Consider the following 12,403-nt stretch of genomic DNA (forward strand, 5'->3'; position numbering starts at 1 on the left):
TTAGGAATTAGTAATTGGAAATTAGAAATTGTTTGATTATCCTATCAACACAGCCATTCCTGCTAATCCGAAAGTATATCCCCACCCAAAACTGCTTATATGTCCATTATTGCTTAAAACAAAACCTGTAGCGGTTAAAACCACAAATATCGCCAATCGAATAAGTTTCCCCGATGTTAATTGCGGCACCATTGTCGATTTTTTCTGATGTATTTTTTTCATATAGCATCTCTCCTTTCAAACTGCAGTTTATCATAAGTTTTAGGATTTTTACCATATAAACTGTATTGCATAATTAAAGAAAGTAGGATATTATTCACCATAATGATTAGATACAATTGCTTGTTTATCGTATTAATTGCATCTTGGATAGTTGGCATAGTAGTTTATATTGCGCAAAAAAGAATAAACGAGGCAAAACAAAGAGAAAATTTTCTTGTCCTTTACTACGAATTTAAAAAATCCGATAAAAAAAACATCTTAGTTGAAGATATTACTAAAACGCCACAAGAGCTTACAAAAGAATTTAAAAAAATACAAAAGAACTTAACTAAGTTTCTAATCAACAACGATTTGGATAAGGCAATATTGTTGGCGGATAAATATTCAGAAATTGTAAATGCCATTGCCAAGAAAAAAGAAAACAAATTAACCTCAAATCTGCAAACCGAAAATCTTACTTTAAATAAGCTTTTAAAACTTCATTGTTCCTTATTCCCTGAAAATTATGAACTTGCGGGGAAAATAAGAAAGGTTAGAGTTTGTATAGAAAGTGAAAAATCTAAACAACCTCGTCTTTTACCCCCGCCGGCAGATAAAGTTGAATATTTGTTAAAGAACATATTATTGTGGTGGTGCGACAAATCAAAAAAACTTCAAAATAGCACTAAAGAAGAGAAAATAGACGCAATAGTTCAGTTTCATCATCAATTTTTAGTAATTCATCCGTTTTTGGATGGTAATGGCAGAGTAGCAAGGTTATTGCTTGGCCTCCAATTAAAAGAACAGTTCCAAAAAGATATAGAAATAGAATTCCAAAAAAAAGAATATTATAAAGCGCTTTCGTGTGCGGACAACAAAGATAGAACCCCATTGAACAAGCTAATTACAACTCTTTTAGACAAAGCTTAAGCATTAATTTTCCTAACACTGTTAGCCCTTGTCTTTACTCCCTCGTTAAAAAATATTCCACGTTTAAGTGTTTTGAAAATATCCTATGCTTTTGTTAAAATGCAAACCTCTTTTAATATGGAGAAAAAATATGTCTATAAAAGGAATAATATTTGATGTTGACGGGGTTATCTGCGACTCAGAAAAACTGCACAGGGAAGCGTGGAGACAGATACTGGCGACAAGAAATATTTTCCTTACTGATGACCACAGTGGGGTAGGGCGTTCCGATAAAGCATTCCTGGAAGAACTGCAAGCAAAAGGAACAATGTCTAAAGATTTAGATACACGGCAAATACAAGATGAAAAATTAAACGTTTTGGTTGAGCTTGCAAAGAAAAAGGCAGAACTGTTTCCGGAAACAAAAGAAGTGCTTGCGCATTTTAAAAATGATTATCTGCTCTCTGTAGCATCAAATTCAGATAGAAAATTTGTATTAACACTTCTGGAAAACACCGACATACTGCAGTATTTCAAGACAGTTCTTGCAATTAATGATATTAAACATCCAAAACCCGCACCCGATATATACCTCTTGGCAGCAGAAAGAATGGGCCTAAAGCCGCAAGAATGTATTGTTATTGAAGATTCTACGGTTGGTATCGAATCGGCAAAAAACGCTGCAATGAAATGTATAGCCGTTGCGCATACTTTGCCTAAAGAAAGATTAAAAAAAGCCGATATTTTGATTGATAAAATTTCTGCGAAGAAAATTGAGCAATTTATTAAAGAACAATCTTGACAAAAGCGCTTAATATGGAATGTAAAGTTATTCAAAATAAGAAAAAATGCAATTGCACTTACGAACCATGCAATCGAAAGGGTATTTGCTGTGAATGTATAAGTTATCATCGAAGAAACAATGAGTTGCCTGCTTGTTATTTCCCTGATGAGGTAGAAAAAACCTATGACCGTTCAATAGAAAAGTTTATCCAGATTCACACTAAACCCCGTTAGAGATTAAAAGAAAAGTTATGATTTATCTCAATACTTTAGAAATAAAAAGAGAAAGTCAATGACGATATCTATTCCCACCTCCGAGGTGGGATTTGTATATTAAATTTAATTTACGGTCGCCTTATGGCGACCTATCTCTAACGGAGTAAACCCCGTTAGAGATTTAAAAAACTTGTTATGTGCAAAATACCCCAAAAATTCTTAAAAAAGACATATAATCAGTCATCCTCATCGTCAAAGTCCTCTGTAAAGCGAAATTTGAGTGGTTTGGCTTTTGAGCAATGCGGTTTTTAAATATGAAAGATAAAACAATAGTAAAAATAAGCGAAAAAGACTTTAAAAATAGAAGAATGACGCTAAATATCAGTCAAAATGACTTTGCAAAAATCGCCGGTGTATCTTATAGGACTATTTTGAGATTTGAACAAGGAAAAACCGTTAGTGGAAAGTCAATGGACAAAATTGTACGCATATTAGAAAACTTAGAATCTTCCTCCGAAAATAAAAACGACAATCTATGGTGGAAAAGCCATAAAAATGCTTTAATGAAAAAACCTAAAGCTTAAAGATTTACATTATATTGTCAGTTATCATAAGATATATTATGTTAACTTGAATACATGGAAAGGCGACTTATCCACAGATGTGAATTTAACGTATAATAGTTATCAAGTAAAGTAACGTTAGTATCGCATGAGATAGACTTACGACTATTTATGTTTTGCATATTTCTCCTCAATTGTGGATAGTGTGGATAAAAAATACTCGGAAAAACAGCTTTGAACTTTCTAAAGAGGAGTTTTTAATTTCCAAAAAGATAAAAGGAATTTTCACAACAGAATATCCTTTACTAAAAAAAGGCCATATATGTCCAAATTTTAGAAAAATAGCTTTTAACACGAGGGTTTATATTGCCCTATCCCTAAAATCGTCTATAAATGCAATTTTAGCGGTATTTTTGAGTTTTTTCAGAAAAATTTGATTAATTGGATACAAATCAATATAATTAAAGCCAATCATGTCAAAAAATACTAAATCTACAAATAAACAACTGACTGAAGCTCATCAAACAATTCAAAATTTGTCAAAACTGCTTAAAGTAGCCGAAATTATAGTTTCCGCCACAAATATTGACAACCTTCTTGAAGTAATAATGAGAATGGCTGAAGAAATAATGAATGCTGAGACATCATCTTTAACGCTTATTGACGAAAAAACAGGAGATTTGCAGTTTGTAGTTGTTAGAGGTGAAGCGGGAAAAACCATTAAGAGTAAATCCATCAAATTGGGACAGGGAATTTGTGGTTGGGCTGCGAAGACAGGAGAATGTTTAATAATCAACGACCCTTATAACGACCCCAGATTCGATTCTTCTTTTGACAAAACATCCGGTTTTAAAACACGTTCTTATTTATGTATGCCGTTAAAAACTTTTGACGGAAGTATAATTGGAACAGTTCAGGTTCTAAATAAAAGAAAAGGTAAATTTACCAAGAAAGACTCAGAAATATTTGCCCATTTCTGTAATTTGAGCGCCATTGCTATAAGAAACCAAAAACTTATAAATAGCCGAAATGAACAACAGCAAATACAGGCAGATTTGGATTATGCGCGGTCAATACAACAGAATTTTCTTCCTAAAAAAATACCACATACAAAAGATTACCATTTTGATTCATTCTATCTTTCTGCAAAAGCAGTAGGCGGAGATTTTTATGATATCGTTCCTTTAAAAAACAACAAAATGGCCGTTTATATTGCCGATGTTTCCGGTAAAGGTATTCCTGCTGCTTTATTTATGTCTAAAATGAGCTCTAATTTGCGATTTCTCCTCGAGAATGAAAAAAACCAATTAACAGTAATGGAGAAAATAAACAATCAAATACTCGAAAGAAGTTCAAGGGGCATGTTTATAACATTGCTTCTTCTTGTAATAGAGTTGAAAACGGGAAAAATAAAAGTATTTAATGCAGGACATATTTCCCCGTTTATTATCGGCATAGAAAATGTTAATGTTTTCAAAAGAAGCGAAAATCCTCCTGTGGGAATAATAAACGGGATTGATTTCAAAACACAAGAGTTTACGATAAAACCAGCAGAAAGAATTGTTCTTATAACCGATGGCTTGACGGATATAAAAAATGAGAAAAATAAAATTTTAGGTATTGATGGGTTAAAAAACATAATAGAAAAACATAGAGCGTCGGATGATTTTAAAGGAGACTTTTTAAAAGAAATAGATAAACACCTAAAAGCAACAGGTCAGCCCGACGATATCACGATGATAAGTATCTTGCGCTCTCCCCTACCCGATTATCGTTTTGAGCAGGAGGAAATAATAACGTTTACCGATGCCGACCATACGAAAAAAATTAAAGATATAATTTCAAAAATGGCAGGAAAAATTGGATTTAATACAAAAGATATTAATTTAATTATAGTTGCCGTTTTGGAAGCGCTCTCAAATGTTGTAAAATATACATACGAACAAGAAGTAGGAAAAATTAAAGTTAGCGTGTTAGGCGAAGGTAAAGTATTAAAAATTTTCTTGAGAGATTACGGGAAAAAAGTAGATGAGGAAAAAATCGTATCCAGGAATTTAGAAGATATAAGACCCGGTGGGTTAGGGATTCATTTCATGAAAGAAATTATGGATTCGGTTGAGTACTTACCGGTAAAAGATGGTAACGAACTAAGGTTAATAAAGAAAGTAATTAGTTAGCGGGTTAGCTGGTAAACCGGCTACACTGAAATCCAAACAGAGTGAGGGTATAATGGATATTAAAATTGTTGACGAATCGGATGACAAGGCAACTGTAGCAATAAAAGGCAGCATCACATTTAAAAATTCAAACGAGTTAAGAGTTGTTTTAGTAGATTTGAGCAAGAAAAAGATAAAAGAAATACGCATAGATATGAAAGATGTGGATTATTTGGATTCTTCTGCCATTGCCACTTTTATCGAATGCTTAAAAATAACGAAGGCATACGGCGGAGCGCTTGTGCTTTTAAACTTAAACGAAACTTGCAAAGATATTTTTATGATTGCGCGTTTGGATAAAATATTCACGTTTGGATAACTTAAAAATAATGGTTGTCAATTGATATATTTACACATTACTAATTACAATTTACGGATTACAAATTTATGATTAGAACTATAGGCAAAACTACACTCGGATTTTTGAAAGAAGTCAGCAATTTCTTCTTTTTAATTCGGGATATTTTGTATTGGATAGTCATTGCCCCATTTAAAGGTAAGAGAATAAGATTAGGAAGCGCTTCTTTCCAAATTATCAGAGTAGGAATCAGAGCTATACCTATAATCTGTCTTGTGCTTTTTCTGGTTGGAATGATACTTGTAGTTGCAATGTCACCGCTTCTTGTACGTTTTGGCGTCCCTTCTTTGATAGCCAATATAATAGCCGTTTCAATTACTAGAGAAATCGGAGCACTTTTAACGGCGCTTGTAATGAGCGGATTTGCAGGAGCATCAATCGCTGCAGAAATCGGGACAATGAATGTAAGTGAAGAATTAATAGCTCTTGAAACTTCAGCTCTAAACCCTGTTCATTTTTTGATTGTGCCGCGTGTTTTAGCTACAGCTATAGCTCTACCCTGTCTTGTAATAATATCTGATATTGCCGGAATTACAGGGGGTATGTTAACCAGCAAATTATTATTGGGTGTTAGCCCATCTTTATATATGCAGCTTACTTTTGAGGCAATTGAAACTAAAATCTTAGTGTATACACTTATTAAATCCTTTGTGTTTGGACTTATTATTGCCTCTTTAGCATGTTACTATGGATTTAAAGTTAGAGGAGGAGCAGAAGGCGTAGGTAAGGAAACAACAAATTCCGTTGTATTTTCAATGATATTTATTATCCTAGCAAATTTAGTTTTTTCTCTGTTCTATAATATGTACCTTGAAACTTTTTAATAGAAATGCATGACTATTAAAAAAATGTAATAGAAAAAATGGAAGACGAAAAAGAGCAAAAAAAAGAGATAGTGATTTCTGTCAGGAATCTGTCCAAAATTTTTAACGGCAGAACCGTGCTTAAAAATATCAATTTAGACGTTTACAAAGGAGAACGGCTGATTATAATCGGTGGTAGTGGTTGTGGTAAATCCACGCTTCTTAGATGCCTTATCAACGTACACCAACCTGATTCGGGAAGTTTAAAGTTTTTCGGGACAGAGTTAGTCGGCTTAAAAGATGAAACAAGGATGGATGAGATACGGAAAAGATTCGGAATCCTTTTCCAAAACGGTGCGCTTTATAATTCTCTCACGGTAGGAGAAAATGTTGCGCTTCTCATAAGGGAACATTCCGATATAGCAGAGTCGGTTATAGATATAATGGTGAAAGTAAAATTAGAACTTGTAGGATTAAGAGATTTTCATACCTTAATGCCGTCCCAGCTTTCGGGTGGAATGCAAAAAAGAGTTGCTCTTGCAAGAGCAATAGCTCTTGACCCGGAAGTGCTTTTTTACGATGAACCAACAAGCGGGCTTGATCCTATTATGACCGCAGTAATCGACGAATTAATTGTAGAGCTTAATCAAAAAATGAATATGACCTCAGTCATTATCACACACGATATGGCTAGCGCATATAGAACTGCGCATAGAATCGTTATGTTATATAAGGGCGAAGTTATTGCTCAGGGAACACCCGAAGAAGTAAAAAATTCGAAGGATAAATTTGTCCAACAGTTCATTCAAGGACTTGCAGACGGACCAATACCTTTGAGAGTATCAAGTAAAGATTTCTATGAAGACCTATTGGAAGGAGTGAGAAAAGATGAAATACGATAGAAACGAGATTGTAGCTGGAATATTTGTTTTGGGATGTATTTTTTTATTCCTTGCTTTCATTTTTAAGGCAGGTGATTTCAAAGAATCCATGCAACCTAAAAAAGAAATTATAGCAAGATTCACTCACGCCAGAGGAATAAAAACCAACAGTCCGGTTTATTATGCAGGGGTTCAGTCTGGTAAAGTCTCAAATCTGAGCGTAGACGAAAAGGATAATGTATATATAACCCTACAATTAGAAAAAGGTATAAATATAAGAAAAGATTCAATTATTAAAATCGGGGCTTCAGTAATGGGAGAAGCTTATATAGAGATAACTCCGGGTCAGGGAGAAATTGTAGAAGCAGGCAAGACGGTTATGGGAAACGACGCTGGTATCGCTCAACAAATAGAAGACGTCGTGACCAGTATACAGGATTTAGTCAAGAGCGATAAGATAACTTCAAGTTTGGATAATCTCGATAAAACTCTTAAAAATGTAGCTATAGTTTCAGAAACCTTTGCCGACAACAAGGATAAGATTGAAGCCATCATTTCCAATATAAACGAAATCACCCAATCTTTAAACGAAGACCTCGGAGAAATTACGGAAAAAATGAATACAGTGCTTTCAAATGTTGCTGAGATGACAAACGCCGAACAGATCAAAAAGATAGACCAGATAACAGAGAATATGGTTGGAATAACCGAAAATGCGGAAAATATACTCGCCGAAAATAGAAAATCTATAAAAAGTATTACGACAAATATAGAATCAATAACAGATAACCTTTATATTCTCTCAGCCGACCTAAAACGTAATCCTTGGAAAGCTATATGGAAATCCAAAGAACAGGATGTTGAGAAATATGCATTGCAGGATGCTATTATAAGACTAAAAGAAGCCGAAAAGAATCTTATAACACTAAACGAAAACAACGAAAAAATTTCTGATGAGGAATTGGAAGAAATCCGCGCTCTAATACAGAATTTAAAAAGCATACAAAAATCAACAAAAGAACTGACAACTCAAAACAAGAGACGGACACCAAAAAGAAAACCGTTTGGTCGATAGATCCCCCCTGTTACATTTTGACCCCGAGAAATCTAAAAGATTTCCGGGACCAAGTCCTTGAAATCGCTTTGCGATTTCTAAGGGAAAAATGTAGGGGGGACAGAAGATAGCTTTCAGCTATTTGCCCCCTAGTCTTGCTTTCGTATGAAAGCATAGGGGGTTTACTCTCTACTGGCAATTATCAGTTATCAAGTATCAACTGCAGACTAAAGACTATAAACCAATTGGGGGATCCCCCGGATATACCAAATTCTACTGTTTGCGTATCCTGTTCATTGTACTCATAATAGTAATACCTGTATTAAAATCCATAATTTCACTTTCGGTTTTGCCCTCTTTCAAACACTGCATAACTTCAATCACCTCATAAGTGTAACCGTTCCCGAATTGCTTGAATGCGATTTCTTTTTCTTCATCTTCCTCGAGCTTTACAATAATCCGGTTAGGATGCCAGAATTTATGCAGTATCCTGATAGAACCTTTATTTAGTACCGTAAATTCTGGCTTCGTTGACCGTATACCAATAGTTTAATGACATTTATCCGGCTTTTATTTTGAGGAGGAAATTAGGAATAGAAACACGCCAATCTCTTTGGTCGTTTTTTATCACTCAATTATATTTTTTAGACTGCAGGGATAAAAATGACAAAAGAGTAGGAAAGATATTTCTCCCCTACTCTTTTGTTTTTTGATATAGAAAGATTAATTACCAATTACAATTACCCGAAGCACTTTCCTGATTTTACCGGAAATTAGAAAAGTGCGAAGTCCCCCCCGTAGCACTTCCGTTGGAGTGCGGAGTCCCCCCTGTTACATTTCGCAGAAATGTAGGGGGGATTGCTTGCCCGCCAATCTTGATTTTATTTGTCCCTATAATTTTATTCTCCATTTCCCCAAACAAAACTAGGATGGATCGTTTACTATTTACTACCCTTACCTATTCATAAATGGAAGAAATCCTGCATTTCGCGATTTTTTAATGGCATTTGCTGTCATGCGTTGATGTTTAGCACAATTTCCGGTGTTCTTTCTGGGAAGTATCCTGCCGCTTTCGGCCATGAAATTTTTCAGGAAGGTCGCGTCTTTATAATCGACTTCTTTTAACTTTTTCACACAGAATTTGCATACCTTTTTTCTTGCAAACATTTCTCTGAGTTTCTTGTTAGAATCCCTGTCTGCCTGTATTTTTTTCTTCTTTCTTATAGACGCCTTAGACAATTTCTATCTCCTTGTTTTCGGAATAACTCTTTAGGCTATTTCCTCTTTTTCTTCTTCTTTTTCTTTTTCTTTTTCTTCGGTATGTGCTTCTATTATATCTTCATGTTTAGATTTTTCTTGACCAGAGTCAACAGAATCGGTCTTGGGTCTACTACCCAGGAATTGAACTCTGTCCGCTATTATTTCCAGAACTGTTTTGGGTCTTTCTTCTTCATTTTGGCTCGGAATACTTCGCGTTCTAAGTCTGCCCTCAACAAATACGGGTCTTCCCTTGGCCAGATATTCGGCGCAACTTTCAGCCTGTTTTCCCCAGACAACAACTGTAAGGAAACAAACTTCTTCTTTTCTTTCGCCTGTTCCGTTTGTATAGACTCTGTTTATAGCCAATCTCAAATTTGTAACCGGAGCGCCCGAAGTGGTAAATCGAAGTTCAGGATCTCTGGTTAAATTGCCCATTAAAAAAACTTTATTATAATTTGGCATGTAACAATCTCCTTTTTGCGTGTAAGTTTATTTCTTTATCACAGTATATCTTAAAATGTTTTCATCCTTTAAGAATTTTTTCTTTAGTTCATCAATCGCTGTCGGTGGCATTTCGAAATCAAATATGACATACAGCCCTTCCGAAGATTTCTTTATAGGATACGGTAGTTTTTCTCTAATAGCGTCCTTAATTTTTCCTGTCTTGCCTTTCTGAGAAACAATATATTTTTCCACATCTTCTATTCTTTTTTTCATCCTGTCTTCTTCAAGATCCGGATGAAAAATAAACACAATTTCATATTTTCGCATTTTTATCTCCGCGTTAGTCCCCCCTTCCACATTTCACAGAAATGTAGGGGGGATGATTAATCAAAGCTAAAATAAAGTATGCCAACATCATTTACTAAATAGTCTTTGCCTTCTATAGAATTTTACTTTAAACAAAAACTCGTTAAACACAACAACAGCTATTTTTATAAAATCTTTTCTATTTCTATATGAATTTTACCGGCAGATTCTATGGCGGTAGTTTCCCTCATAACAGCCCAAGACAATGCTTTCTCGTTCGCTATAGTACAAAAAGTGATAAAACTGAAGCTATTATAGCAGATATTGACGAGCTTTTTCAAGCTGTCCTAGATTTTCAGCTCCCTGCTACACTCTTCTTTTTTTTACAAAAATCTTGCAAATAACGGCGCAAGCACTAAAGATATCACGGACATTAATTTTACCAATATATTGATTGATGGCCCCATTGTATCTTTAAGCGGGTCGCCAACGGTATCTCCGACAACTGAGGCTTTATGTGCCAATGTGCCTTTGCCTCCGAAATTCCCTTCTTCAATATATTTCTTTGCATTATCAAGCGCTGCACCTGAATTTGCCATCTGGATTGCTAGTGGTAACCCTGTAACAAGTGAACCTACCAGAAACCCGCCCAAAGCAAGCGGCCCCAAGAAAAATCCAACTACAACAGGGGCTACTATCACCATAAGACCCGGCCCCATCATACTTGCAAGCGCGCCTTTAGTTGCAATATCTATACATAGAGAAGAATCCGGCTTTGCTTTTCCTTCCATTAAACCTTTGATTTCTTTGAACTGTCTTCTGACTTCATCTATTATTTTGTTTGCAATCTTGCCTACTCCGCCTGCAAGTAGTGCAGCGAAAACAAAAGGAATCATACCTCCGATTAATAAACCTGAAAGTATTTTGGGGTCAGATATATCTAATACTATCCTACCTTCAGCAAAACGACTCAATGTTGCTATATATGCCGTAATAAGTCCAAGCGCCGAGAAAGCAGCCGAACCTATGGCAAATCCTTTACCTATTGCCGCTGTTGTATTTCCCACACTGTCAAGCTGATCTGTAACTTCTCTTACGCTTGCGTCCTGCTGAGTCATTTCGGCAATTCCGCCTGCGTTGTCCGCAACAGGACCATAGGAATCAACCGCCAGTGTAATCCCGAGAGTAGAAAGCATTCCTAAAGCACCTATTGCTATGCCGTACATTCCTGCCATTTTAAACCCCAATATTGTAGCGGCTGCTATACAAACAACCGGAACCAAGGATGAAATCATTCCTATTGATAATCCTCCTACCACCACTATGGCAGGGCCACTTTGCGCGGATTCAGCTAAACGTTTTACAGGATTAAAATGAGGAGAACTGTAGTATTCGCTTACTCCTGCAATGATAATACCTGTAACCAAACCTGCAAGCATCGCCCAAAAAGGTCCCATAACACCATAAGTTCCGTATGTTAGACCTACGTGCTTAATTATAAAAAACGAACCTAATGCCATAACGATATTGGCAATATACACTCCCGCATTTAAAGATTTTTGAGCGTTATTGACCGGAGCAAATCTTACCCATAATATTCCCACAATAGATGCGATAATACCCCAAGAAGCAATAGCAAAAGGCAAAAATATTATATCTTTACCCACCTGACCACTTATAAATAAAGCATAACCAATGGCAATAGTAGCTATTATTGATTCTACGTATGATTCCAATAAATCAGCTCCCATTCCCGCTATATCGCCAACATTGTCTCCGACATTATCTGCAATAACCGCAGGATTTCTGGGGTCATCTTCGGGTATACCGGCTTCTACTTTACCTACCAGGTCAGCTCCCATATCTGCGCCTTTTGTATATATTCCACCTCCTGAACGGGCAAATAAAGCAAGCAGAGAAGCTCCCATAGCATATCCGTTTATTGCCGATATATTATCGCCAACAATTTTATAGACCGCGAAAAGACCTAACAATCCAAGTCCAACTACAGTTAAACCCATAACTGCGCCGCCGGAGAAAGAAATCTGAAGAGCAGGTGTTAATCCTTTCTTTGCTGCGTGTGTTGTTTTTGCATTAGTCCGAGTGGCAATACTCATCCCAATGTAGCCCGCCAATGCCGAACATATAGCTCCTATTATAAAAGTTATAGCGGTTTTTATATTTATTTCTTCGCCTATACTTTGGCTTATATAGGGCATAATAGAAAAAATAATTGCGATAGCAATTACTACCAAAGCAACAGTCTGATATTCTCTCTTTAAGAAGATCCTTGCGCCCTCTTGTATCATAAGAGATATCTCTTTCATCTTCTCATCCCCACTGGATTTCTTTAAGATATTCAGTGCGAAAAATACGACTATTATTAAAGCTAAAGCACTTGCAAAAATA

General features: G+C 35.7%; 15 protein-coding genes. 9 read left to right on the plus strand and 6 right to left on the minus strand.

The annotated features are described in order from the left end of the window. Positions 1-36: 36 nt before the first annotated feature. Positions 37-222: a hypothetical protein gene (locus KAS42_00545; protein MCK4904722.1), complete on the minus strand. Its 186-nt coding sequence runs from the start codon at positions 220-222 to the stop codon at positions 37-39. Positions 223-324: 102 nt separating this feature from the next. Here KAS42_00545 and KAS42_00550 point away from each other — a divergent pair, with 102 nt between their 5' ends. From KAS42_00550 to KAS42_00590, 9 genes are all read left to right on the plus strand, one after another. Further along, on the plus strand, positions 325-1,131 hold the full coding sequence (locus KAS42_00550; protein ID MCK4904723.1) for a Fic family protein: 807 nt from the start codon (positions 325-327) through the stop codon (positions 1,129-1,131). Positions 1,132-1,261: 130 nt separating this feature from the next. Then, complete coding sequence (locus KAS42_00555; protein ID MCK4904724.1) at positions 1,262-1,912, plus strand: HAD family phosphatase; 651 nt, start codon at positions 1,262-1,264, stop codon at positions 1,910-1,912. A 14-nt stretch (positions 1,913-1,926) separates the two neighbouring features. Beyond that, positions 1,927-2,127, plus strand: a complete 201-nt coding sequence (locus KAS42_00560) for a hypothetical protein (GenBank protein MCK4904725.1) — start codon at positions 1,927-1,929, stop codon at positions 2,125-2,127. 296 nt (positions 2,128-2,423) lie between these two features. Further along, a complete protein-coding gene (locus KAS42_00565) occupies positions 2,424-2,693 on the plus strand; it encodes a helix-turn-helix domain-containing protein (protein ID MCK4904726.1) in 270 nt (89 codons plus the stop codon). Between the two features lie 452 nt (positions 2,694-3,145). Further along, positions 3,146-4,849: a SpoIIE family protein phosphatase gene (locus KAS42_00570; protein MCK4904727.1), complete on the plus strand. Its 1,704-nt coding sequence runs from the start codon at positions 3,146-3,148 to the stop codon at positions 4,847-4,849. A gap of 52 nt (positions 4,850-4,901) precedes the next feature. Continuing rightward, positions 4,902-5,207 (plus strand): STAS domain-containing protein, encoded by a 306-nt coding sequence (locus KAS42_00575; protein ID MCK4904728.1) that lies wholly within the window; start codon positions 4,902-4,904, stop codon positions 5,205-5,207. Positions 5,208-5,275: 68 nt separating this feature from the next. Beyond that, positions 5,276-6,070, plus strand: a complete 795-nt coding sequence (locus KAS42_00580) for an ABC transporter permease (protein ID MCK4904729.1) — start codon at positions 5,276-5,278, stop codon at positions 6,068-6,070. Between the two features lie 71 nt (positions 6,071-6,141). Continuing rightward, complete coding sequence (locus KAS42_00585; protein MCK4904730.1) at positions 6,142-6,951, plus strand: ABC transporter ATP-binding protein; 810 nt, start codon at positions 6,142-6,144, stop codon at positions 6,949-6,951. After that, positions 6,938-8,005: an MCE family protein gene (locus KAS42_00590; GenBank protein MCK4904731.1), complete on the plus strand. Its 1,068-nt coding sequence runs from the start codon at positions 6,938-6,940 to the stop codon at positions 8,003-8,005. The genes KAS42_00585 and KAS42_00590 overlap by 14 nt, the downstream gene beginning before the upstream one ends. A gap of 933 nt (positions 8,006-8,938) precedes the next feature. On the opposite strand, the gene KAS42_00595 is transcribed toward KAS42_00590, so the two are convergent. The 5 genes from KAS42_00595 to KAS42_00615 all read right to left on the minus strand — a co-directional run bounded on the left by KAS42_00595 (position 8,939) and on the right by KAS42_00615 (position 12,402). Further along, positions 8,939-9,151: a 30S ribosomal protein S18 gene (locus tag KAS42_00595; protein ID MCK4904732.1), complete on the minus strand. Its 213-nt coding sequence runs from the start codon at positions 9,149-9,151 to the stop codon at positions 8,939-8,941. A 102-nt stretch (positions 9,152-9,253) separates the two neighbouring features. After that, on the minus strand, positions 9,254-9,706 hold the full coding sequence (locus KAS42_00600) for a single-stranded DNA-binding protein (GenBank protein ID MCK4904733.1): 453 nt from the start codon (positions 9,704-9,706) through the stop codon (positions 9,254-9,256). Positions 9,707-9,733: 27 nt separating this feature from the next. Continuing rightward, the gene (gene rpsF / locus KAS42_00605; protein MCK4904734.1) at positions 9,734-10,015 is read right to left on the minus strand and encodes a 30S ribosomal protein S6; all 282 of its coding nucleotides are present in this window, start codon (positions 10,013-10,015) and stop codon (positions 9,734-9,736) included. Between the two features lie 164 nt (positions 10,016-10,179). Further along, complete coding sequence (locus KAS42_00610; GenBank protein ID MCK4904735.1) at positions 10,180-10,335, minus strand: DUF933 domain-containing protein; 156 nt, start codon at positions 10,333-10,335, stop codon at positions 10,180-10,182. A gap of 42 nt (positions 10,336-10,377) precedes the next feature. Beyond that, entirely contained in the window at positions 10,378-12,402 is a 2,025-nt protein-coding gene (locus KAS42_00615) for a sodium-translocating pyrophosphatase (GenBank protein ID MCK4904736.1), read from the minus strand. Between the last annotated feature and the right edge of the window lies 1 nt (position 12,403).

The sequence above is a fragment of the bacterium genome (genome assembly GCA_023135785.1).
Lineage (GTDB): Bacteria > CAIJMQ01 > CAIJMQ01 > CAIJMQ01 > CAIJMQ01 > CAZNJA01.